Annotated in this window: 22 protein-coding genes and 1 tRNA gene; 8 read left to right on the top strand and 15 right to left on the bottom strand. The window is 62.2% G+C overall.

Going from position 1 to position 23,725, the window contains the following annotated elements; all coding sequences use genetic code 11:
* Positions 1–17: 17 nt before the first annotated feature.
* From TSA66_RS14790 to TSA66_RS14770, 5 genes are all read right to left on the bottom strand, one after another.
* Entirely contained in the window at positions 18–341 is a 324-nt protein-coding gene (locus tag TSA66_RS14790) for a rhodanese-like domain-containing protein (RefSeq protein ID WP_040040538.1), read from the bottom strand.
* Positions 342–350: 9 nt separating this feature from the next.
* Entirely contained in the window at positions 351–1,013 is a 663-nt protein-coding gene (locus TSA66_RS14785) for a protein-L-isoaspartate O-methyltransferase family protein (RefSeq protein ID WP_040040537.1), read from the bottom strand.
* A 41-nt stretch (positions 1,014–1,054) separates the two neighbouring features.
* Positions 1,055–4,291, bottom strand: a complete 3,237-nt coding sequence (locus tag TSA66_RS14780) for an efflux RND transporter permease subunit (protein WP_040040536.1) — start codon at positions 4,289–4,291, stop codon at positions 1,055–1,057.
* A gap of 83 nt (positions 4,292–4,374) precedes the next feature.
* Complete coding sequence (locus tag TSA66_RS14775; RefSeq protein ID WP_052452340.1) at positions 4,375–5,550, bottom strand: efflux RND transporter periplasmic adaptor subunit; 1,176 nt, start codon at positions 5,548–5,550, stop codon at positions 4,375–4,377.
* Between the two features lie 3 nt (positions 5,551–5,553).
* Positions 5,554–6,225, bottom strand: a complete 672-nt coding sequence (locus TSA66_RS14770) for a TetR/AcrR family transcriptional regulator (RefSeq protein ID WP_040040535.1) — start codon at positions 6,223–6,225, stop codon at positions 5,554–5,556.
* A gap of 186 nt (positions 6,226–6,411) precedes the next feature.
* Here TSA66_RS14770 and TSA66_RS25645 point away from each other — a divergent pair, with 186 nt between their 5' ends.
* The 7 genes from TSA66_RS25645 to recQ all read left to right on the top strand — a co-directional run bounded on the left by TSA66_RS25645 (position 6,412) and on the right by recQ (position 13,506).
* A complete protein-coding gene (locus TSA66_RS25645) occupies positions 6,412–7,980 on the top strand; it encodes an efflux RND transporter periplasmic adaptor subunit (protein ID WP_052452339.1) in 1,569 nt (522 codons plus the stop codon).
* Entirely contained in the window at positions 7,980–8,717 is a 738-nt protein-coding gene (locus TSA66_RS14760) for an ABC transporter ATP-binding protein (RefSeq protein ID WP_040040534.1), read from the top strand. The genes TSA66_RS25645 and TSA66_RS14760 overlap by 1 nt, the downstream gene beginning before the upstream one ends.
* Complete coding sequence (locus TSA66_RS14755) at positions 8,714–9,946, top strand: ABC transporter permease (protein WP_040040533.1); 1,233 nt, start codon at positions 8,714–8,716, stop codon at positions 9,944–9,946. Before TSA66_RS14760 ends, TSA66_RS14755 begins: the two co-directional genes overlap by 4 nt.
* A complete protein-coding gene (locus TSA66_RS14750; RefSeq protein WP_040040532.1) occupies positions 9,939–10,196 on the top strand; it encodes a YkgJ family cysteine cluster protein in 258 nt (85 codons plus the stop codon). Before TSA66_RS14755 ends, TSA66_RS14750 begins: the two co-directional genes overlap by 8 nt.
* Before the next feature lie 17 nt (positions 10,197–10,213).
* Positions 10,214–10,765, top strand: a complete 552-nt coding sequence (locus TSA66_RS14745) for a DUF1439 domain-containing protein (protein ID WP_040042614.1) — start codon at positions 10,214–10,216, stop codon at positions 10,763–10,765.
* Between the two features lie 77 nt (positions 10,766–10,842).
* On the top strand, positions 10,843–11,676 hold the full coding sequence (locus TSA66_RS14740) for an undecaprenyl-diphosphate phosphatase (RefSeq protein WP_040040531.1): 834 nt from the start codon (positions 10,843–10,845) through the stop codon (positions 11,674–11,676).
* A 9-nt stretch (positions 11,677–11,685) separates the two neighbouring features.
* A complete protein-coding gene (gene recQ / locus TSA66_RS14735) occupies positions 11,686–13,506 on the top strand; it encodes a DNA helicase RecQ (protein ID WP_040040530.1) in 1,821 nt (606 codons plus the stop codon).
* Positions 13,507–13,544: 38 nt separating this feature from the next.
* Here the strand turns inward: recQ and trmB are convergent, their stop codons facing one another.
* Together trmB and TSA66_RS14725 are read right to left on the bottom strand one after the other, a co-directional pair.
* Complete coding sequence (gene trmB / locus TSA66_RS14730; protein WP_040042613.1) at positions 13,545–14,225, bottom strand: tRNA (guanosine(46)-N7)-methyltransferase TrmB; 681 nt, start codon at positions 14,223–14,225, stop codon at positions 13,545–13,547.
* A 103-nt stretch (positions 14,226–14,328) separates the two neighbouring features.
* Positions 14,329–14,402, bottom strand: a tRNA-Gly gene (locus tag TSA66_RS14725).
* 276 nt (positions 14,403–14,678) lie between these two features.
* Here TSA66_RS14725 and TSA66_RS14720 point away from each other — a divergent pair.
* The gene (locus tag TSA66_RS14720) at positions 14,679–16,310 is read left to right on the top strand and encodes a DUF342 domain-containing protein (RefSeq protein WP_040040529.1); all 1,632 of its coding nucleotides are present in this window, start codon (positions 14,679–14,681) and stop codon (positions 16,308–16,310) included.
* 47 nt (positions 16,311–16,357) lie between these two features.
* Here the strand turns inward: TSA66_RS14720 and TSA66_RS14715 are convergent, their stop codons facing one another.
* The 8 genes from TSA66_RS14715 to TSA66_RS14680 form a co-directional block, all read right to left on the bottom strand.
* Positions 16,358–17,836: an NAD-dependent succinate-semialdehyde dehydrogenase gene (locus tag TSA66_RS14715; RefSeq protein ID WP_040040528.1), complete on the bottom strand. Its 1,479-nt coding sequence runs from the start codon at positions 17,834–17,836 to the stop codon at positions 16,358–16,360.
* A 79-nt stretch (positions 17,837–17,915) separates the two neighbouring features.
* Positions 17,916–18,605 carry a helix-turn-helix transcriptional regulator gene (locus TSA66_RS14710; RefSeq protein WP_040040527.1) on the bottom strand — a complete coding sequence of 230 codons (690 nt, stop codon included), beginning with the start codon at positions 18,603–18,605 and terminating at the stop codon, positions 17,916–17,918.
* Between the two features lie 105 nt (positions 18,606–18,710).
* Positions 18,711–19,079 (bottom strand): VOC family protein, encoded by a 369-nt coding sequence (locus TSA66_RS14705; protein ID WP_040042612.1) that lies wholly within the window; start codon positions 19,077–19,079, stop codon positions 18,711–18,713.
* Positions 19,080–19,170: 91 nt separating this feature from the next.
* Complete coding sequence (locus TSA66_RS14700) at positions 19,171–20,376, bottom strand: THUMP domain-containing class I SAM-dependent RNA methyltransferase (RefSeq protein ID WP_040040526.1); 1,206 nt, start codon at positions 20,374–20,376, stop codon at positions 19,171–19,173.
* A gap of 58 nt (positions 20,377–20,434) precedes the next feature.
* Positions 20,435–20,860 carry a CopD family protein gene (locus tag TSA66_RS14695; RefSeq protein ID WP_040040525.1) on the bottom strand — a complete coding sequence of 142 codons (426 nt, stop codon included), beginning with the start codon at positions 20,858–20,860 and terminating at the stop codon, positions 20,435–20,437.
* Between the two features lie 23 nt (positions 20,861–20,883).
* Positions 20,884–22,149, bottom strand: coding sequence for a glutamate-5-semialdehyde dehydrogenase (locus TSA66_RS14690; RefSeq protein WP_040040524.1), 1,266 nt, complete (start codon positions 22,147–22,149; stop codon positions 20,884–20,886).
* A gap of 36 nt (positions 22,150–22,185) precedes the next feature.
* Positions 22,186–23,199 carry a DNA polymerase III subunit delta gene (gene holA / locus TSA66_RS14685; protein ID WP_040040523.1) on the bottom strand — a complete coding sequence of 338 codons (1,014 nt, stop codon included), beginning with the start codon at positions 23,197–23,199 and terminating at the stop codon, positions 22,186–22,188.
* Between the two features lie 24 nt (positions 23,200–23,223).
* Complete coding sequence (locus TSA66_RS14680) at positions 23,224–23,724, bottom strand: LPS-assembly lipoprotein LptE (RefSeq protein ID WP_040040522.1); 501 nt, start codon at positions 23,722–23,724, stop codon at positions 23,224–23,226.
* Position 23,725: the final 1 nt, after the last annotated feature.

The following is a 23,725-nucleotide window of genomic DNA, read 5'->3' as shown; positions in this document are numbered from 1 at the left end:
AGTGTTGTTTGAAAGGGTTAATACGTCGGCATCGAGCTGTCCACTTGCAGCGCCCAAGCGTGGACGCCGCCAGTCAGGTTGATCACATTGGTGAAGCCGTTCCGTTCCAGGAAGGCGGCCACCGACATGCTGCGCGCGCCGTGGTGGCAGATGCAGACAACAGTCGCATCCTCGTCCAGCTCCTGCATTCGCTCCGGAATGGAGTGCATCGGGATCGGCAGCGATCCCGCGATATGGCAGGTCTGGAATTCCCACGGCTCGCGCACGTCGAGCAGCACCGGCTTGTCGCGCGATTTATCGGCGAGCCAAGCGGCCAGTTCCGGTGCTGTCAACGTTTGCATGCCTAATCCTTAAAACACGAAATGGGACGGGGCCAGCGCTTCGCGCAGCGGCTTGACGTTGGTTTCGAAAATCTTGATGGTGTTGTACGCGGTCTCCGAAGTGCGGGTGATGAGCTGCGCGGACATCACGGGCGGCTCGCCGATGATGGCGAAGATGCGGCCGCCAACCTTGATCTGCTTGAGGAAGCTATCCGGCAGCACCGGCAGCGATCCGGAAATCACGATGGCGTCGTACGGTTCCTTGGTACCCGGATTGGTCCAGCCCTGCGCGCCGTTGCCGAGCACGACGTCGACATTGGTCACGCCGTAGGAGGCCAGGTTTTTCTGTGCCATCGCCTTCAGCTCCGGGGAGATCTCGACGGTCGTTACATGGCGTGCCTTGTGCGCCAGCAGCGCTGCCATATAGCCCGAACCGGCACCGATTTCCAGCACGTGCTCGTGCCTCTTGGCGCCGATCTCCTGGAGGATGCGCGCTTCGAGCTTCGGCGTGAACATGCATTCTCCGCCCGGCAGCGGGATCTCGGTATCCATGAACGCCAGGTTCCTGTGCTCCTGCGGCACGAAGGCCTCGCGCTTGACCACCACCAGCAGTTCCAGAACCTCCGGGTCCAGCACGTCCCACGGACGGATCTGCTGTTCGATCATATTGAAACGGGCTTTTTCGATATTCATTTCGGCACTCAACGGGTTAAGGGAACAAACCCGGTATTTTATCAAACGGACTCGTTGTTCTTGCTTTGTGGCATTGCAATTACCTGACCGCCATGACCCGGATCAAGCTCACTGTTGTGCCCTTTGCCACGCCATTTGCGGCGCGCCCATGCTGCAAAATCGTCAAGATAGGTGTACATCACCGGCACCACCACCAGCGTCAGTACTGACGAAGTGATAATCCCGCCGATCACCGCCTGGCCCATCGGCGCGCGCTGTTCGGAGCCTTCGGCCATCCCGAACGCCAGCGGCACCATGCCAAACACCATCGCCAGCGTGGTCATCAGGATCGGGCGCAAGCGCACGTGCGCCGCTTCCAGGAGCGCGGCGGCGCGCTCGGCGCCGGCCTTTCTGGCCTGGTTCGCGAAATCGACCAGCAGGATCGCGTTCTTCGTCACCAGACCCATCAGCATGATGAAACCGATGATCGAGAACAGGTTCAGCGTGGAGCGGAAGAACATCAGCGCCAGGAACACGCCGATCAGCGTCAGCGGCAGCGACGACATGATCGCAACCGGCTGCAGGAAGCTGGAGAACTGCGAGGCCAGGATCATGTAGATGAAGATGATCGCCAGCGCCAGCGCCGACAGCGCATAGCCGAAGGACTCCTGCATGTTCTTGGCCGATCCGCCGATCTGGTAGCGGTAGCCGGGCTGCCAGTTCATGGCGTCGAGCGCGGCCTTGATGTCGGCGCTGACCTGTCCGGCGGAACGTCCGACCACGTTGGCCGACAGTTCGACCTCGCGCCGCAGATCGCGCCGGTTGATCTGGTTGGCGCCGGTGGACGGCTCAATGTTCGCAACCTGGCGCAGCGGTACCATCTTCGGCGTGCCGTCGGTATTGGTCTGGCTGCTCGACAGCATCAGGCGCGACAAGTCGTCGATGCCGCTGCGGTCGCTCGGCGCCAGGCGCACGTTGACGTCGTAGTTTTCGTCATCCGGCGCGCGCCAGGAACTGGCCGCTTCGCCCGCCAACAGCGGACGCAGCGCGCCTCCGATTTGCGCCACACCCACGCCCAGGTCACCGCCCAGGTCGCGCTTGGGCGTGACCGAAATGGTCGGCTTGTTCGGCTTCAGGCTGGAATCGAGGTCGACTACGCCGGGAATGGCGCGGATCTTTCGCTGCGCCTCGGCCGACAGCTTGGCCAGCTGGTCGAGATCGGTGCCGAGCAGGGACAGGCGGATCTGCTTATTGTCGCCGCCGACGCCTTCCAGCGAGCCGATATGGGTGACAGTGATGCCGGCGATTTGCGCGAGGCGATTGCGCAGCGGAATGCCCATTTCGTAGGTGTTGCGCTTGCGTTCGGCGCGCGGCACCAGCCGCACGTAGGTCGTTGCGTAATTCTTGCCTTGCACCGTGCCGGTGTTGATCGAGGTGTACAGGTCGCGTACTTCCGGGAATTCGCGCAGCACCGCTTCCACCTGGCGCGCCTTGCTCTCGGTGAATTCAAGCGATGACCCGACCGGGGTGTAGTACATGACGCCCGTTTCCGAGTAATCCGCCTGCGGCACGAACTCGGAGCCGATCAGGCCGGTCATCGGAATGGCGCAGCCGCCGACGAAGGTCGCCAGCGCGATGCCGAGCGTCTTGCCGCGATGCTTGAGCGACCATTTCAGCAACACCTGATAAACATCCGACAGCCATTGCACCAGTCGCTCGAACTGCTCCAGCACGCGGCCGATGGTCTTGCCGTACAAGGTGTTGCGGCGATGGCCGGCGCCGTGCGCATCCGGGTCCGGCCAGATCGACGACAGCATCGGGTCCAGCGTAAACGACACGAACATCGAGATCAGCACCGCCGCGGTGACCGTCACGCCGAACTGGTGGAAGAAGCGCCCGATGATGCCGCCCATAAAGCCGACCGGCAGGAACACGGCGACGATGGAGAAGGTCGTCGCCATCACCGCCAGGCCGATCTCGGCGGTGCCTTCCAGCGCAGCCGTCTTGTGATCCTTGTAGCGCCCATGCACCTTCATGCCGGCATGGCGCACGATGTTTTCGCGCACCACGATCGCATCGTCGATCAACAGGCCCACGCACAGCGACAGCGCCATCAGCGTGATCATGTTGATGGTGAAGCCGAACACGTACATGAACAGAAAGGTGCCGATCAGCGCCACCGGCAGCGTCAGGCCGGTAATGACCGTCGAGCGCCAGGAATTGAGGAACAGGAAAACGATCAGCACGGTCAAGAGCGCGCCCTCGATCAGGGTGCGGCGCACGTTCTCGACGCCAACGCGGATCTGGCGAGAGCTGTCGCGGATGACGTCCAGCTTCACGCCCGGGTAGAGCGCCTTCAGGGTCGGCTCGAGCTCCTTCATGGCCGCCTGCATGCCGTCGGCCACGGCGATTGTGTTTTCGCCTTGCGCCTTAAGGATGTTGAGCGCCAGCGTGCGCTGGCCGTTGAACAGCGCTAGGCTTTCCTGTTCTTCCTGGCCGTCGACCACGGTGGCGATCTGCGACAGGGTGACCGGCTGGCCGCCGCGGCGGGTGACGATGATGCGGCCGAAATCCTCGGGGTTTTTCACCCGGCCCTGGATCTGCACCACCTGCTCATTGGCCGAGGAACGGATCGCGCCGCTCGGCAGCTCCAGGTTTTCGTTGCGCACCGCATTGATCACTTGATCGATGCCGATGCCGAGCGCTTCCATTTCGTTCGGCTTGACGTAAATGTCGACTTCGCGCTTGACGCCGCCCACCAGCGTTACCGAGCCCACGCCGCGCACGTTCTCCAGGCGCTTCTTGACGACCTGGTCGGCGATCGTGGTCAGTTCGCGGATGCTGCGTTGCTTGGCTTTGGGATCGTTGCTGACCGAAATCGAGAAGATCGGCTGGCTGGCCGGATCGTAGCGCGTGACGCGCGGTTCCTTGACTTCCTTGCGGAAGGCGGATTTGATCAGCGCCACCTTCTCGCGCACGTCCTGCGCGGCCTGCGCCGGATCGACGGTCAGCACGAATTCGATGATGACCACCGACGAACCTTCATAGGAGCGCGAGGTCAGGCTGTTGATGCCGCTGATGGTGTTGACCGCTTCCTCGACCTTGCGCGTGATGTCGGATTCGACCGTCTCGGGCGATGCGCCCGGATAGTCGGTCTGCACCACCACCACAGGAAACGTCACGTCCGGGAACTGGTCGACCTGCAGGCGCTTGTAAGAGAACAAGCCCAGCACCACGAAGGCCAGCATCATCATGGTGGCGAGGACGGGATTGCCGATACTGATGCGGGTAAACCACATGCTGATTTTTCTCCGGCGCTTGCGCGCGTATCTTGAGTGCTCTGTTTATCGTCGTGAGACGGCTATCGCGCTGGCGTGTCGATCTAGTGCGCCGCGTCGTTCACGGCTGCTGTTACCGGCGCGGCCGGATTGCCGGTCTGGGTGAACCTGACCGTTGCGCCGGAGCGCAGGCTGCCGAGGTTGGTCTTGATGATCTGCGCGCCGTCCTGCAGTCCGTTCAACACCTCGACGGCGGCGCCTTCGCCGTCGTCGCCGCGGGCGCCGAGCGTGACCGGTTTTTGCGCCAGCTTGCCGTTTTCGATGGCGTACACATAGGTGCTGCCGGCGTCGTTTTGGACCGCTGCCTGCGGCACCGTCAAGACGTTTTCCTTTTTCGAGACGGTCAGCTGCGCTTCGCCGAACATGCCCACGCGCAGCACATTCTGCGGATTGTCGATCTTCACGTAGACCATGATTGAGCGCGATCCTGCCTGGGTCGCGGGGTTGATGCGCGCCACCTTGCCGACCAGCCGCTGCGGCATGCCCTCGATCCTGACCTGAACTTCCTGGCCGGGCGCGACATTCATGATGTCGGCAGCGGGGACTGCCGCTTCCAGTTCCATCTGGCTCAGGTCGACGACGTCGAGCAGGCGATTGTCGGCAGACACTTTTTCACCCGGCTGGACGGTACGGCTGCTGACCAGGCCGGAAATCGGTGCGCGAATGACGGTATCGGTCAGCGCCTTCTGGGCGACGTCGAGCGCGCCCCGGGCCGACTCGACGTTGGCGCGCGCGATTTCATACTGGCTTTCCGCGTTGTCGAACGCGTTCTTGGAAATGAAGCCCTTGCCGAGCAAGGCCTTGTTGTTGTCGCGCGTCTTGGCGGCGATGTCGAGCTGGCCGCGCGCTGCCATCAAGGCGCCCCTGGCCTGGTCGACGCGCGCCTGGTAGTCCGCGACATCCATCTTGATCAGTACCTGGCCGGCCTTGACCGGCTCGCCTTCGCGCACCAGCACTTCGCGCACTTCGCCTGCGACCTTGGCCTTGACCGCAGCCTGGTTGACTGCGCGCAGCGCGCCCGACAACGGTAGCAGCTGGCGCAGGTCGTGGCTCTTCGCCTGGGTCACGTCGGTCGGCAGAAATTCCAGCACGTTGCCCGCAGAAGCCGCGGACTGCGGAGCGGCATTCTGTTGACGCTGCTTTTTCAGTATGGCGCCGGCCACCCCGGCCACTGCCAGGCACACGACAAGAATGATCCAGAAAGCACGGCGTTTCAGCATGGGTTATCCGTTCGATTGAGGAGCAGGGGCCGACGCCTGGATATCCTTGCGCAGGCCGTGCAACAACAGGTCAATGAAGCTGTTCAGGTAACTTTCCGGCGAGAGCGGCTCAATCCGGCAAGCGCTGAAGGAATGCTTCCATAGCATGAGCATCAGCATCGGCGCGCATACCACGCTGGTGGCTTGGGTCACGTCGATGTCGCGGAACTCGCCGCGCTCGATGCCGCGCTCCAGCATGCGCGCGATCATTGCATTTCCGCGTGAAATCACTTCATCGTGATAAAACTGCGTTACTTCCGGGAAGTTGCAGGATTCCGCCATCATCAGCTTGCTGATGCCCGACAACTTGGTGTTGCCTATGCGATCCCACCAGCCAAGTATGATTTCACGAAACAGTTCGACGGTAGAACCCTCGAAACTGCTGATCATTCCTTCCGCTTCTCCCAGCACCGGCACCACGTTCTCGCGCACCACCGCCTTGAACAGCTCTTCCTTATTGGTGAAGTATAAATACAGCGTTCCCTTGGAAACGCCGGCGCGCGCCGCCACATCCTCCAGGCGGGTAGCCGCGTAGCCGCGCTCGACGAATAAATCCAGCGCCGCCGCCAACAGTTCCTGCGGGCGTGCATCCTTGCGCCGCGTCCAGCGCGGTTTGCTCTTGAAGGGACAGGTCATGTGGGGGTAATTTAGCGTAAATAACTTACTGACGAGTCAGTAATATATGCGCCAATTTCCGCAGCGTCAAGACGAGAGACAAAGCAACACAAGGCGGCGGGTACGCTTGTGTTGCTACAAATTGATAAATAGTTACCGGCGATAACCAGTAGAATCGACCGGTTCGTCAATCTACTCCGGTTTGTTATGAATTTTATAAGAAAGTGGTGGATCTGGCTGGCCGCCGCCGCAGTGGTGGTGCTTGCGGGATTCGGCATGCGCATGTGGTCGCAGACGAACGCAGCGCCGGAATACAAGACCGCGAAGATCGAAAAGGGCAGCATCACGGCAGCCGTTTCCGCCTCCGGCACGCTCAACCCGGTGGTGTCGGTGCAGGTCGGCTCCCAGGTTTCCGGCCAGCTGAAAGAGATCCTGGTCGACTTCAATTCCGAAGTGAAGCAGGGGCAGCTTATTGCGCGCATCGATCCGGAGACCTTCGAGTACAGGGTGCGGCAGGCGCAGGCCGACGTCGACGCGGCCCGCTCGCAGGTGCTGACCCAGCAGGCAAACATCGAGGCGCAGCGCGCCGAAGTGACGCGAGCGGAAGTCAACATGGCTGACGCGAAGCGCGACCTGGAACGCAAGCAGCAGCTGGTCGAGAAAGGCTTTATCGCTTCCGCCGACCGGGACAAGGCGCAAGCCACCTTCAATGCCCTGGCCCAGCAGGTGAATACGGCGCGCGCCCAGGCTGCCGTGGCCGTCGCCAATGCGCGTAATGCGCAAGCCGTGGTCAAGCAGCGCGAAGCGGCGCTGGCACAGGCCAGGATCGACCTGGAACGCACCGCGATCAAGGCGCCGGTCAACGGCGTGGTGATCAAGCGCAGCGTCGAACGGGGACAAACGGTCGCCGCCAGCCTGCAGGCGCCGGAACTGTTCGTCATCGCCGAAAACCTGGCCGACATGCAGGTCGACGCCGCCATCGACGAAGCCGAGATCGGCCGCGTGCGCCCCGGACAAAAGGCGACGTTTACCGTCGACGCCTTCCCCGGGCGAAGCTTTGAGGGCAGCGTCAAGCAGATCCGCAAGTCGGCGCAGAACGTGTCCAACGTCATCACCTACACGGTGGTAATCAGCGCATCGAATCCGAATAAGGTGTTATTGCCGGGCATGACGGCGAATGTGCGGATCATCACCGACACCCGCAACGATGTGCTCAAGGTCCCCAATGCCGCGCTGCGCTTCAAGCCGGCCGGCGCGAACGACAAGCCGGCGCAATCTGCGGAAGCGCCGCGCAATGCGAACACTGCGCAGGCGGGTGGCGGCCAGTTGCGCGCGCTGCGCGAACGGCTCGAGAAGGACTTGCAGCTCACCGACGCGCAGAAGAGCAGGCTGGACGCGATTTTTGCCGGCATGCGCGACAAGTTCGCCGCGCTGCGCGACGCGCCGGATGGCGAACGCCAGAAATTGGCCGAGCGCAACCGGGGCGAAATGCGCGCGCAAATCATGGAAATGCTCACGCCCGAGCAGAAAAAGAAATATGAAGAGATCATTGCCGAAAGCGACGAGCGTCGCAGCGGCGGCGTACGCGGACGTATCTATACGCTTGACGAACACCGGCAGCCGCGCGCGCTGAATGTGCGCCTCGGCCTGACCGATGGCAGCGCGACGGAAGTGATCTCGCCGGAAGTGAAAGAAGGCATGGAAATCGTTACCGGCACGGTCCAATCCGCGGGCGCGGCGCGACTGCAACAGGTGCCCGGGCCGAGGATGTTCTGATGCACCTGATCCAGACCGCCGGCCTGACGAAGGAATACGTGATGGGCGCCACCACGGTGCGCGCATTGCGCGGCGTGTCTGTCACGATCGATGAAGGCGAATTCGTGGCCATCATGGGCGCCTCCGGCTCGGGCAAGTCGACCTTCATGAACCTGCTGGGATGCCTCGATTCGCCGAGCGCCGGCGAGTACCTGCTGGCCGGCGAGAACATCTCGGCCCTGCCTGCCGACGAACTGGCAGTGATCCGCAACAGACGCATCGGTTTCGTGTTCCAGCAATTCAACCTGCTGCCGCGCACCAGCGCGTTGGACAATGTCGAATTGCCGCTGCTGTACGCCGGCCTGCCCGCCGCCGAGCGCAAGGCGCGCGCGATGCAGTGCCTGCGCGAAGTGGGTCTTGGCGAGCGCATGGATCACCATCCGGCGCAATTGTCCGGCGGCCAGCAGCAGCGGGTCGCGATTGCGCGCGCGCTCGCCAACAATCCGGCGCTGATTCTCGCGGACGAGCCGACCGGTGCGCTCGACTCGCGCACCAGCATCGAAATCATGGCCTTGCTGCAGCGGCTGAACCGGCAAGGCATGACCATCGTGATCGTCACGCACGAGCCTGATGTCGCCGCCTTCGCGTCGCGCATCATTACCTTTCGCGATGGCGCCGTGATCAGTGACGTGTCCAATCCGCCGCAGGACGCGCAGGCGCAGCTGACGGGCATGGGCGGCGTCGGAGAAACCGCATGAATCTGCTTGCCACGTTTCGCATTGCGCTCCATGCACTGCGCGTCAACAAGCTGCGCTCCATCCTGACCATGCTTGGCATCATTATCGGGGTGGGGGCGGTGATCACGATGATCGCCGTCGGCGCAGGCGCGCAGGCGCGCGTGGAGGAGCAGATCAAGAGCTTGGGCTCCAACCTGATGATCATCATTCCCGGCTCCACCATGGCGTCGGGCGTGCGGCTTGGCGCCGGCGCGAACCAGAACCTGACCGAGGACGACGCGCTCGCGATCGCAAAAGAAGTGCCTGAAGTGCAGGTTGCCGCTCCCACCAATCGCGGCAGCGGCCAGGTCGTGTCCGGCAACAACAACTGGTCGACCCAGATCTACGGCGTCACGCCCGACTACTTCGAGGCGCGCGAATGGCCGCTGGCGCAAGGCCGCATGTTCGAGCCGGCCGAGCTGTCGGGCTCGGCCAAGGTGGCGCTGATCGGGCAGACCGTGGCACGCCAGCTGTTTGGCGACATGGACCCGGTGGACCAGTCGATCCGCATCCGCAACGTACCGTTTGTCGTGATCGGCCTGTTGGAACGCAAGGGCCAGAGCATGCTCGGCCAGGACCAGGACGATGTGATCATGGTGCCGCTGTCGACCGCGCGCAACCGCCTGTTCGGCAATACCCAGGGCAAGCTGCGCCGCGTCGGCACCATCCAGGTGAAGGTGCGGGAAGGCGCCAACATGAAGGATGCGGAAGACCATATCCGCGAACTGCTGCGCCAGCGCCAGCGCACCCAGCCGGGGCAGGAAGATGCATTCACGATCCGCAACCTGACCGAAATCCTGCAGGCGCAGGAAGCCTCGTCGCGCGTGATGACGCTGCTGTTGGCGGCGGTGGCATCGGTGTCGCTCCTGGTCGGCGGCATCGGCATCATGAACATCATGCTCGTGTCGGTCACCGAGCGCACCCGCGAAATCGGCCTGCGCATGGCGGTCGGCGCCAAGGGCCGGGATATCCTGACCCAATTCCTGGTCGAAGCCGTCACGCTGTCGCTGATCGGCGGCTTTTTCGGCATCGTGCTGGGGGTGGGCGGCTCCTGGCTGGTCGGGGCCTTCGCCGGCTGGTCGACACGCCTGTCGCCGGAATCGGTGGTGCTGGCGGTCGGGTTTTCTGCCGCCATCGGCATCTTCTTTGGTTATTTTCCGGCCCACAAGGCAGCGTCGATGCTGCCTATCCAGGCCTTGCGTTATGAGTGATTGCCGTTCCGGATGCGGTGCCTGCTGCATCGCGCCCTCGATTTCCTCCGCAATTCCAGGCATGCCGGAAGGGAAGCCTGCCGGCGTGCGTTGCATCCAGCTCGACGATGCCAATCAATGCCTGATTTTCGGCAAGCCGGGGCGCCCGGCGGTATGCGAGAGTCTACAGCCATCGCCTGAGATGTGCGGCAACTCGCGGGAGCACGCCATGTTTTTCCTGGAGCGGCTGGAAAAGCTGACTTCGACTTGAACCGTTTGGAGCTGAACATGAAAAGAAGATTTGTGCCATGGCTGTGGCTGGCCGCGCTGCTGATGCTGACCTCCTGTGCTTCGCTGGTGGGCCAGCGCGATGTCGAAATTCCATTGGCGAAATTGCAGGATGCGATTGCCAACCGTTTCCCTTTCAACAATCGCTATCTTGAACTGCTCGACGTGCGCGTTACCAATCCGCGCGTTTCGCTGCAGCCGAACACCAACCGCATCCTGACCAGCATGGATACCTCGATTGCGCCGCCTTTCTCGAACCAGGCGTGGACCGGCAGCCTGGCGATTTCCGGGCAATTGCGGGTGGATCCGTCGCGCAACGCGCTGGTGCTGGCCGAGCCGCGCGTGGAAAATTTCGCAGTGAATGGACTCGATTCGCCGTTTGCCAATAAGATCGTGCGCGTCGGTGCCTTGGTGGCCGAGCAACTGCTCGCGGACATGCCCTTGTACACCTTTCAACCAAACGACTTCCGTTACGGCGGCACCAACTTCTTCCCGACGAAAATCACCACCAAGCCGAATGGTCTCGTGGTAACCTTTGAGCCCGCCAGATAAGGACTTCCTTGCGGCCCACGACCCGCGTAACCGGCGGGTTTTTATTGTTTTCCTCAATAGTTATCAACGCATCAAACATGGATGGCATTCTCGCGCTCAAAGCGCTCATCATGGGTATCGTGGAAGGCTTGACGGAGTTCTTGCCGATTTCCTCGACCGGACACCTGATCCTGGCAGGCAGCCTGCTCAATTTCACCGGTGAAAAGATCAAGGTATTCGAAATCGCCATCCAGGCCGGCGCCATGCTCGCCGTGTGCTGGGAATACCGCACCCGGATCGCCAACGTGCTTGCCGGGCTATTCAGCGATGCCAAGGCGCAGAAATTCGCGATCAACCTGGCGATTGCCTTCTTGCCGGCGGCCGTGTTGGGCTTTTTGCTCAACAAGAAAATCAAGGCAGTCCTGTTTGCCCCGATTCCGGTAGCGGCTGCCTTCATCGTCGGCGGCCTAATCATCCTGTGGGTCGAGCGCCGCAACGGCAATGCGAAGACTGCCGCGCGCATTTACTCGGTGGATGAAATGACCGCGCTCGATGCGTTCAAGGTCGGCTGCGCGCAGGCGTTTGCGCTGATCCCCGGCACCAGCCGCTCCGGCGCCACCATTATCGGCGGCATGCTGTTCGGGCTGTCGCGCCAGGCCGCCACCGAATTCTCGTTCTTCCTCGCCATCCCGACCCTGTTCGCGGCCACCTTCTATTCGCTGTACAAGGAGCGCGCGCTGCTGTCGGCCGCCGATTTTCCGCTGTTTGGCGTCGGCACCATCGCCGCCTTCGTGTCGGCTTTCTTTTGCGTGCGCTGGCTGTTGCGCTACATCAGCTCGCACGACTTTACCGCGTTCGCCTGGTACCGCATCGTGTTCGGCGTGATTATCCTTGCCACCGCCTATAGCGGCATGGTGGCGTGGGTGGACTAGAATACGAGGATGCTTGACCAGATTGACAGCAAGGCACTGGATGTACTGCAAACCATCTTCGGTTATCCATCCTTTCGCGGGCAGCAGGCGCAGATTGTAGGGCAGGTTGCGCGCGGCGGTGATGCCCTGGTGCTGATGCCGACGGGGGGCGGCAAGTCGCTGTGCTACCAGATTCCTGCCTTGCTGCGCCCCGGCGTCGGCGTCGTCGTGTCGCCACTGATCGCACTGATGCAGGATCAGGTCGATGCGCTGGCAGAAGTCGGCGTGCGCGCGGCATTCCTCAATTCTACTCAGACCTTCGACGAAGCGATGCGCACCGAACGCAAGGTACGCAACGGTGAACTCGACTTGCTGTACGTCGCTCCGGAGCGCCTGCTCACGCAGCGCTGCCTGGAACTGCTGGACGCGTCGAAGCTGGCGCTGTTTGCGATCGACGAAGCGCATTGCGTGTCGCAGTGGGGCCACGACTTCCGGCCCGAATACATGAAGCTGTCGGTGCTGCACGAACGCTATCCCGACGTGCCGCGCATCGCGCTGACGGCGACAGCCGATCCCCAGACGCGTGCCGAAATCGCGCACCGACTGCAGCTCGAGGACGCGATGCAATTCGTGTCCTCGTTCGACCGACCCAATATCCGTTACCAGATCGTCGAAAAGAGCAATGGCCGCAAGCAGGTGCTCGACTTCATCCAGGACGAGCATGTGGGCGAAGCGGGCATCGTGTATTGCCTGTCGCGCAAGAAGGTCGAGGAAACGGCAGAATTCCTCAACGCTCACGGCGTGTCGGCCTTGCCTTATCACGCCGGCATGGATATCGCGACGCGCACGTCGAACCAGGCGCGCTTCCTACGCGAAGACGCCATCGTGATGGTGGCAACCATCGCTTTCGGGATGGGCATCGACAAGCCGGATGTACGCTTCGTCGCGCATCTCGATTTGCCAAAGAGTATTGAGGGCTATTACCAAGAAACCGGCCGTGCCGGACGTGACGGCTTGCCCGCCGATGCATGGATGGCATATGGCTTGCAGGACGTGGTGCAGCAGCGCCGCATGATCGACGAGTCCGAAGCGGACGAAAGCTTCAAGCGCGTGCAGACCGGCAAGCTCGACGCCATGCTCGGCCTGTGCGAAACGCTCAACTGCCGCCGCGTGCGTCTGCTGGACTACTTTGGCCAACAGTCGGACCCGTGCGGCAATTGCGATACTTGCCTCAATCCGCCGGTCTCCTTCGACGGCACTGTTTCCGTACAAAAGCTGCTGTCGGCGATTTACCGGGTCGAGCAGCGCTTCGGTGCCGGCCATGTGATCGATGTGTTGCGCGGTACCGATTCAGAGAAAGTGAAGCAGTGGCGGCATGAAAAGCTGACTACCTTCGGCATTGGCAGCGACATCAGCGAGGCGGAGTGGCGCGCCATTCTGCGCCAGGCGATCGCATTGGGCCTGGTGGTGGTCGATCACGATGCCTACGGCTCGCTCAAGCTGACGGAAGAAGCCCGCCCGGTGCTGCGCGGGGAACGCCCGGTGCAGCTGCGGCAGTATCAGAAACCGGTGAAGCAGAAGCGGCAGGCCGCCAAGCCCAAGGGCTATGTCGAAGCCGACTTGTCGGTAGAGGAGCAGGTTATTTTCGACAAGCTGCGCTGGTGGCGCGTCGAAACCGCGCGCAAGCACAATGTGCCGGCCTACGTGATCTTCCACGACGCGACGATGCGCGAAATCGCAAAGGTCAAACCGGGTACGCTTGACGAATTACGCAACGTCTCGGGCGTCGGCGAGAAAAAGCTCGAGACGTATGGCGAAGAAATCGTATCCCTGATTGTGGAACTGACCTGATCCAGGCTGGTTCTCAGGGCCGGATTTAAAACCGGCCCTCAGCGCTTTTCAAATACCAGATCCCACACCCCATGCCCGAGCCGCAGGCCGCGGTTCTCGAACTTGGTCACCGGCCGGTAGGCCGGACGGGGGGCATACGTCTCTGCGGTGTTGCGCAAGGATGGTTCCGCGCCCAGCACTTGCAGCATCTGCTCCGCGTAGTCCTGCCAGTCGGTGGCGCAGTGCAGGTACCCCCCGGAGGTGATCCGCGAACACAGCAGCTCGACGAACGGTGACTGAATAAGGCGCCGCTTGTTGTGGCGCGCCTTGTGCCAGGGGTCGGGGAAGAAAATGTGCACGCCCGCCAGCGATTCGGGGGCAATCATGTGCGTGATCACCTCGAACGCATCGTGCTGGATGATGCGCAGGTTGGCGAGGTTCTGCTCGCCGATCAGCTTGAGCAGGCTGCCCACGCCAGGCGTATGGACTTCCACGCCGATGAAGTTTTTCTCCGGCATGCCAGCGGCAATCTTCGCCGTGGTGTCGCCCATGCCGAAGCCGATTTCGAGGATGGTCGGCGCACTGCGCCCGAAAGCCTGGCTGAAATCGAAAGGCGCCTTCACGTAAGGAATGCAGAATTGCGGCGCGAGCGTCTCGATTGCCCTGGCCTGTGCAGTCGACAGGCGGCCGGCGCGTGTCACGAAGCTGCGGATGCGGTGCTCGGTCGGGTCGTACAGCATCGGCTTGCTGTCGGCGGCTTGATTGTCGGACATGATGACTCTGGACGATGAGGACGGTTCGGGGCCAATAAAAAAGGCACCTGACTTCGGTGCCTGTTCGATCTGGAGCGGGTGAAGGGAATCGAACCCTCGTCGTAAGCTTGGGAAGCTTCTGCTCTACCATTGAGCTACACCCGCGAGAACCGCAATTCTACGCGGGATTGCGCAGGTGAGGCAAATGCGTCGACACCTGGCGGGACAAATGGAGGAAGACAGGGCCTGCGCTGCATCCGGCACAACCCAAGGATACGTTTCATTTTTGGAAATATGTGGCCAAGGCGCATCTACCATAAAGATGTTATTTGTCAATTGTCTCTGTTACTATTAATCAACAAAAGACCGTAGGCTCCGTCGCCGCAACACGGGACGGCTACGCGGCACCCGCGTTCTTCGCTTGATTGAGGAGTCGAGCCCATGGCTGACATGAACTCGCAATCGCTGCTGTTTTCCCTGAATGAGGAAAAGGGCGAATTGCATGTATGGTTTAATCCGGCATCTGGCGTGCCGGTGGCGGATGCTGCATCGGTCAAGCAGGCCCTGAGCGATGGCGGCTGGGGCGGCTTTTACCTGGATGACAAGGCGATCGACGACTTTGTCGCCAGCTGCCGTGACGCGAAGGAGCAGGTCGAGTGCGTCATCGGCGCGCGGCGCGACGGCGAGTATTCGCTGACCGTCGATAGCGACCTGATGACTGCCTGGTTTACGCTGGTGCCGCCGCAAGGCGGCAAGGCGGTCGCGCGCGAGGAAGTGGAAGACGACCTGCGCCGGCAAGGCATCATCTTCGGCATCCTGCCCGACCAGCTGGCCGCGGCGTTCTCTGCCGGCTACTGCAACCGGGTCGCGATCGCGCGCGGCATCCCGCCGCAGGAAGGCATCCAGACCCATTTCGAACCGCTGTACAACAAGGAACAGCAGCCGTCCGACGAGGACGACCGCGAGCGCATCAAGTATGCCGACCTGTGCCATCTGCAGCTGGTCCAGCCCGGGGACAAGCTGATGCGTCGCGAGCCGGCCGTCCCGGGAAAGAACGGCACCAATATCAAGGGGCAGCCGATCCTTCCGCGGTCCACGCCCGATGTCCCGTTTCGGGCGGAGCTGCAAGGCGCCTGCCCCGACCAGAGCAACCCCAACCTGCTGGTGGCGACATCCGGCGGCCAGCCAATGCCGCTAAACGATGGCGTGATGGTCAACCCGGTGATCGAAGTGCTCGATGTGGACCTGAGCACCGGCAGCATTGCGTTCGAAGGAACGCTGCATGTCGGCGGCGACATCAAGGCGGGCATGCACATCAAGGTGTCGGGCGACGTCATCGTCAACGGCGTGGTGGAGGCCGCACAGATCCATGCCGGCGGCAATGTGGCGGTGCGTGGCGGCGTCATGGGGCATCCGGATTCGCGGCCCGGCTCGCACGCATTGCCGGAAACGACAGCGCGAATCTACGCCGGCGGCACGATCCAGGCGCTGTTCATGGAGAACGTGCATGCCGAGGCGGCCAAGTCGATCCTGATCGGACGCAGCGCACGACAATGCGAGCTGATTGCCGGCGAAGAGATTGTGGTCGGCAAGGCGGGCTCGCGCTCGGGGCAGATCATGGGCGGGCAGACGCAGGCAACCATGCGGGTCGCCACCGGTTCGCTCGGCGCGTCGACTGGCATGAAAACCTGTGTGCAGGTCGGCATCGATCCGTACCTGGAAAAGCAGATTGCCGGCAAGGAGCTCGAATTCAAGCGCAAGTGCGATGAAGTCGACCGTGTCGTCAAGCTTCTAGCCTACTTCAAGCAAAATCCGCAGAAGGGCGCCGGCGGCGTGGCGGAAAAGGTGGAGGCGACGCGCCGCCAGCTGCTTGCCGAAATCGACCACTTGACCTCGGAGCTGAAGGCGCTGCGCGCGAAAGTGGAACTGGCCGAACAGGCGACCGTGGAAGTGGCGAGCGAGATCTTCTACGGCGTGGAAGTCCGGATCGGGCAGCAGTGCTGGCAGGTGCCGGATGATATGGGTGGCGCAAAACTCGAACTGCAGGGCGGCAGGATCGTGGCCAGCAAATGATCCGGTGCCCGGCCGGGGATGATGAGTTCACCCCGGCCGAGTGAAACTTAAATGCCGCCCATGCACAGGTACTTCATCTCTAGGTATTCATCGATCCCGTATTTCGATCCTTCACGGCCCAGGCCGGATTGCTTGACGCCGCCGAACGGCGCCACCTCATTCGAAATGATGCCGGTGTTGATGCCGACCATCCCGTATTCCAGTTTTTCCGCGACGCGCCAGATACGGCCGATATCGCGCGAATAGAAGTAGCTTGCTAGGCCGAATTCGGTATTGTTGGCAGCGGCAACCGCTTCTTCCTCCGTTTTGAACTTCGTTACCGCCGCGACCGGGCCGAAAGTCTCCTCGCGCATGACCTTCATGTCGGCGGTGACGCCGCCGAGCACAGTCGGCTCGTAGAACTTGCCGCCCAGCGCATGCAGCTTGCCGCCAGCAAGCACTTTCGCGCCTTTGGCCACCGCATCGGCCACATGCTCCTCCACCTTGGCCACCGCCTGCTCGTCAATCAGCGGTCCTTGCGTGACGCCTTGCGCGAAGCCGTTGCCCACCATGATCTTGGCGGCCCCGGCCGCGAGCTTTTCGACGAACGCATCGTAGATCGATTCGTGCGCATAGAAACGGTTGGTGCATACGCAAGTCTGGCCGGCATTGCGGTATTTCGAGATCAGCGCGCCTTCCACCGCCGCGTCCAGGTCGGCATCATCGAACACGATGAACGGCGCATGGCCGCCCAGTTCCAACGCCAGCTTCTTGACGGTCGGTGCGCTCTGCTGCATCAGGATGCGGCCGACCGGTGTCGAGCCGGTAAAAGAGAGATGGCGCACGATCGGGCTGTCGCACAGCACCTTGCCGGCTTCGATCGAGCGCTGCGCATCCGCCGTCACGACATTCATCACACCCGGCGGCAGGCCCGCGCGGTGCGCCAGCTCCGCCAGCGCGAGCGCCGACAGCGGCGTCTGTTCGGCGGGCTTGATGATGATGGTGCAGCCCGCGGCAATCGCGGGGGCGACCTTGCGGGTAATCATCGCAATCGGGAAGTTCCACGGCGTGATCGCCGCGCACACGCCGATCGGCTGCTTGAGCACCAGCATGCGCTTGTCGCTCCAGGTGGATGCCATCACGTCGCCCGCCACGCGCTTGGCTTCTTCCGCGAACCATTCGACGAAGCTGGCGCCATACATGACCTCGCCCTTGGCTTCGGCCAGCGGCTTGCCTTGTTCGGCCGTCATCAGGATGCCGAGGTCGTTCGCGTGCAGCAGCATCAGCTCGAACCACTTGCGCATGACGGCGGCGCGCTCCTTGGCAGTCTTCGCCGCCCACGCGGGGAAGGCGGCATGGGCGGCGTCGATCGCCATCCTGGTTTCTTCCGCACCCATGTTCGGCACGGAGGCGATGGTTGCACCGTCGGCCGGATTGGTCACTTCGAAAGTGGTTTCGGCACCGACCCAGGCGCCGTTCAGATAGGCCTGATTGCGCAGCAGCGCGCCATCGTTCAGCTTGGGCAGACCTTTGACATGTTGCAGCATGATTCCTCTCCTTGCCGGTCGCGAATGGGGATAAGCAAAGAGTCAAGAATAGCGCAAACCTCCGGAGTTTGCGCGACGCTCAGCTGCGTGGGCGATTGCGTTGCACCGTGCGAACGAAGTCGGCGAGCCGCCTTCCTTCGATGCTGGGATAGGCTTCCGCCGTGGCGAGCAGCTGCACGCGATCCAGGCGAAACGAGCGGAAGTCGCAACGCAGCTCGCACCAGGCCGCGATCAGCCAGGTGCCCCCGAAAAAGTAGAGCGCCAGCGGCCAGATCACGCGACGCGACACCTTCGCTTCGACGTCGGCATATTCCAGCTGCAATTTGCGCTGCTGTGCGATCGCCTTGCGGATGGCTTCCAGCCGTTCGCCGTGCAAGGGATCGATATGGAAGGCCGGGGCGAACAGCGCGGAGGCCTCGACGAAGCTGCGCTTATCCTTGGGCAAGGCCAGCGTGATCTTGGCCAGCGCGGCGGCGGCCGACGCCCCCAGTTGCGGGCCGCCCCACGCCTGCACCATGCGCATGCCGATCACGAGGGCATCGATTTCGTCGGGAGAAAACATGAGCGGTTGCAAGTCGAATCCAGCCTTGATGCGATAGCCGACCCCGGCTTCGCCTTCGACCGGCACGCCGGACAGAGACAAATCGCGGATGTCGCGGTAGATCGTGCGCTCCGACACGGCTAGCCAGTCTGCCAGCTGTCTGGCAGTCGTCAGGCGCCGGCCGCGCAGATACTGGGCGATCTGAAATAGGCGGTCGGCGCGGCGCATTAGAGCCGGGCTCCTCGCGGCGGTTCGAGGTTGCGGATGATGAATGGACAGTACGCTTGCATTGCGTCATTTTGGCAAAGGCGTCCTGCCCCGTCCAGCGACCGCTCATTGCTCCGCATGCAGCGCCAGCCGGTTGCCTTCGGTATCCATGAAGTGCGCGATATAGCCGAGGTTGCGCGGCAATGCCATTTTCTCCATCAGGATGCGCCCGCCGGCGGATTCGATGCGCGCCAAAATCTTGTCGAGGCCGGAGTCCGCATCGAGATACAGGATCGGGCCGTTTTCATTCGGAATGAAATGTTCGCCGTGCACGACGCAGCCCACGCCGTCGCCGTCGTGCGCAGTGAAAATCCCCATCGGGACTTCCCCGAACTGCTCCATTCTCAGCTTGGTATCGAAGATGCGCTCATAGAAGCTGATGGCGCGGGAGAAGTCGGTGGAGGGGATTTCGAACCAATTGATTTTCGTTTGCATGATGCGCTCCTTGAAAGTGGTATGCCACATGGCATGGATGCATCATGCAGGAGGGCTCCTGACAGCATTGTGTCAGGAGCGGTGCAACACCTTATGCTTGCTTCGGCTTCGCTTCTTCGCGCCGGTTAAATCCCGCCACCATCTCGAAGCGGAACAACCGGCACTCCAGTGCGCCATTGAAGAACGGCGTCTTGCGCGATTCCTTCAGGCGCAGCATCTTGGGCAAGCCGAGATCGGCGGTAAACAGGAAAACCTGCCAGCCGGCAAAGCGCTGCTTCAGCGTGGTGCTGAACGCACTGTAGAAGGATGCCGCCATCTCGTCCGGTTCTTGCGAACGGTCGCCGCGCACGCCGATGCGCTCGCCGTAGGGCGGGTTGGTCAGGAGGATGCCCGCTTGTTCAGTCGGTGGTTTGACTTCCTGCGCTTCGATCTGCTTTAACGGCACCTCGAACTGGATGCCGGCATTGTGGAGATTGTTGCGGGTCATGACGATCATGTCGCCCGAGATGTCGCTGCCGAAGATGGACGGTGCGGTCGGCAACGGAGCCGGCTTGAAACTGCCTTTGATGGCCAGCCATTCCTCGGCATTGAAATCGTGGAACTTTTCGAATGCAAAATGGCGGCGCGCGCCGGGCGGAATGCCGGAGAGGATTTGGGCCGCTTCGACCAGGATCGTGCCGGAGCCGCACATCGGATCAAACAGTACCGTGCCCGGCTTCCAGCCCGACACGCGCAGCAGTCCGGCCGCCAGGTTTTCGCGCAGCGGCGCGTCGCCCGTTTCCTGGCGCCAGCCGCGCTTGAACAGTGCCTCGCCCGACGTATCAAGGTACAGCGTAAAGGTGCGCGCATCGAGGAAGCCGACGATGCGCATGTCGGGCGTGCGCGTGTTGACCGAGGGCCGCTTCGAATACAGGTCGCGGAAGCGGTCGCACACCGCATCCTTGATTTTGAGCGTGGTGAATTCCAGACTTTTCAGCGGCGACTTGATCGCGGTGAGGTCGACCCGGATGGTGTGGTCCACATCGAACCATTCCTCCCACGGCGCGGCCAGCGCCAGGTCATAGATGTCGTTTTCGTTGGTGTAGCTGCCGTGCGCGATGCGCAGCAGCACGCGCGAGGCGATGCGGGAGTGCAGATTGATGCGATAGGAGTCGGCGAGCACGCCTGAGCAATGCACGCCGCCCGGCACCTGGTTGTGAACCTTGAGCGTGCGGCTGTGTTGCGCGATTTCGCCGATTTCCTCGGCGAGAGCGGCTTCGAGGCCGCGCGGGCAGGGGCAGAAAAATGAATGCGACATGGGGAACCCTTTATCCGTGAAAAATGACCGGGCGGCGCTCGCCCGGCGATGAGGAAAATCAGAACGGCTTGACCACGACCATGATGACGGCGATGAATAGCCCGATGGTCGGCACTTCGTTGAACCAGCGATACCAGACGTGGCTGCGCGTGTTTGCGCCCTTTTCGAACTTCTTCAGCAGCGAGCCGCACGCATGATGGTAGCCGACCAGCAGCACGACGATAGCCAGCTTGACGTGCATCCACGCATTGCCCGGGCCCTTGCCGATGCCGTAACCGAGCCACAGCCACAGTCCGAAGATCAGCGTCGGGATCATCAGGACCGTCATGAAGCGGTACAGCTTGCGTGCCATCAGCAGTAGGCGCGCCGACGCTTTCTGGTCGCTTTCCATGGCCAGGTTGACGTAGATGCGCGGCAGGTAAAACAGCCCCGCGAACCAGGAGGCGACAAAAATGATGTGCAGCGCTTTTACCCAGAGGTACATGAATTTTCCGTTCTTGTGAGAGATTATTCGCGCACTTCGCCATGCCCGAACACCACGTACTTCAGCGACGTCAGTCCTTCCAGGCCGACCGGACCGCGCGCATGCAGCTTGTCGTTCGAAATGCCGATTTCCGCACCGAGCCCGTATTCGAATCCGTCGGCAAAGCGCGTCGAGGCATTGACCATGACGGACGCCGAGTCGACTTCGCGCAAAAAGCGCATCGCGCGGCTGTAGTCTTCGGTGACGATGGCGTCGGTATGCTGCGACGAATAGGTGTTGATGTGTTCGATCGCCTGGTCAATGCCGTCGACGAGTTTCACCGCCAGGATCGCGGCCAGATACTCGGTGCGCCAATCTTCCTCGGTGGCGGCGGCGAGGTGCGGATAGCCGGCGAGAATAGCGCGCGCTTCATCGTCGGCGCGCAGTTCGACATCCTTGGTGCCGTACAGCTCGGCCAGCTTCGGCAGCACTTGCGGGGCAATGGCGCGCGCCACCAGCAGCGTTTCCATGGTGTTGCAGGTGCCGTAGCGATGACATTTCGCGTTGAATGAAATTTTCAGCGCCTTCTCGATATCGGCGCGGTCATCAATGTAGACATGGCAAATGCCGTCCAGGTGCTTGATCATCGGCACCGTCGATTCCTTCATCAGGCGCTCGATCAAACCCTTGCCGCCGCGCGGCACGATCACGTCCACATATTGCGGCATCGTGATCATTTCGCCCACGGCGGCGCGGTCGGTGGTCTCGACGATCTGCACTGCGTCCTGCGGCAAGCCGGCGCCGGCCAGTCCTTCCTTCACCAGCTTCGCCAGCGCCTGGTTGCAGTGGATCGCTTCCGAGCCGCCGCGCAAAATCGTCGCATTGCCACTCTTGATGCACAGGCCGGCAGCGTCTACTGTCACATTCGGACGCGCTTCGTAAATGATGCCGATCACACCGAGCGGCACGCGCATCTGGCCGACCTGGATGCCGGTCGGACGGTACTTCATGTTCGAGATTTCGCCGATCGGGTCCGGCAGGGACACGATCTGCTCCAGGCCTTCGGCCATGGTGGCGATCGCCTTGTCCGACAGGGTCAGGCGGTCCAGCATGGCTGGCGCCAGGCCGTTGGCGCGGGCCGCTTCCAGATCCTTCTGGTTGGCGGCGCGCAGCGCATCGGCATCGCGCCGGATGGCTGCGGCAATCAATGCCAGCGCCCGGTTCTTCGCTGCGGTATCCGCCTTGGCCATGGCGCGCGATGCCTTGCGCGCGCGCTGGCCGACCTCGTTCATGTAGAGCTTGATGTCCATTTTTCGATGAGCCTGCTTGATAACTGTTCTTAAATGCTACCGCGCGACCTTCAGACCGAGCTGCAGCAATGCATCCCATGCGTCGCCGGCAAAAGCCTTCGCCCGCAATCCCTTGACCATCTTATCGATTTGCGCCGCTTCCTGCAGTGCCGCTTCCAGCGCCGGCTGCTTCAGGCGCCGCAGCGCCGGTTCCATCAGCCTCTCGCGCGGCCCCCAGATGCGGGACTCCTTCATCAGCACGCCGAGCGCCTTGCCTTGCGCGACGCCCGCCTTCAGCCGCAGCAGGGTGCGGATTTCCTCGGTCATCGCCCACAGCACCAGCGGCAGCGCCTCGCCTTCGCCCTTCAAGCCTTCGATCATGCGCACCAGGCGCGCCACGTCGCCCGCCAGCATGGCCTCGTTCAGCTTGAATACGTCGTAGCGGGCGACGTTGAGCACTGCGTCCTGCACCTGCTCGAAGCTCAGTTTGCCTTCCGGGTAGAGCAGGGCGAGCTTCTGGATTTCCTGGTGCGCGGCCAGCAGGTTGCCCTCCACGCGATCGGCGATGAAATCGATGCTCTGGCGATCGACGCTCTGCCTTTGCGCGGCGAGGCGGTTGCCGATCCAGCCCGGCAGCTGTGCGCGCTCCACCAGGGGAATGTCGAGATACATGCCGGCCTGCTGCAAGGCTGCCACCCACGCGCTTTTCTGCGTTGCCCAATCCAGCTTGGGCAACGTGATCAGCGTCACGTTATCCGGGTTCAGGTTCGCCACGTATTCCTGCAGCGCCTGTCCGCCGTCCTTGCCTGGTTTTCCGGTTGGGATGCGCAGCTCGATCAGCTTGCGGTCGCCGAACAGGGACTGCGACTGGTTGGCGGCAAGCAGCTCGCCCCACTTGAAGCTGCGCTCGACCACCAATACCTCGCGCTCGGAAAGCCCTTGCGCGCGCGCCGCCTTGCGGATCTTGTCGGCGGCTTCCAGCGCAAGCAGGTGCTCGTCGCTGGTGATGACATAGAGCGGCGCGAGCGACTTCGCCAGGTGCGCGTCCAGAGCGTCAAGCCGCAGTTGCATCCGTCTTCCTTGCCGTGGTTTGCATCACGCCGATTTGATCGCGTGCAGGCGCCGCAGCAGCTGCTGCACCAGGTCGCTCTGCATGTCGCGATACAGCAGCGCTTCCTCGTTTTCCTTTGCCATCACGGCCGATTCGTTAAAGCTGATGTCCCGCTTCAAGGTGATATCGGTGGGCGCGATCAATTCCTTGTTCTGGCCGTCCCGCACGCGAAAACGCAGCTTGTAGTAAAGCGTGTACTCGCGGATGCGTCCTTGCGTGTTCAGCGACAGGATGGCTTTTTCCCGCGACTCGGACAGGACATCGAGTATGACTTGCGCCGCCTTCGGGTCGCTGACCACCTGGGTGTGGTCGTCCGCCCTTATATAACGCTTCAGCTCGGAGCCGAGCGCCGAGTTTTCCGGCAACCCGACATAAATGCTCTTGAACGGAAGTGCCGTATCGCCCGAGCCGCGCAGCTGGAAACCGCATGCAGACAGCATCAGTGGCGTTGCCAGGGCAAGAATACAAGCTGCGCGACGTATCATG

The sequence above is a fragment of the Noviherbaspirillum autotrophicum genome (assembly GCF_000818395.1).
GTDB classification, from domain to species: Bacteria; Pseudomonadota; Gammaproteobacteria; order Burkholderiales; family Burkholderiaceae_D; genus Noviherbaspirillum; species Noviherbaspirillum autotrophicum.
This window is presented reverse-complemented; position numbering and strand designations above follow the sequence as displayed.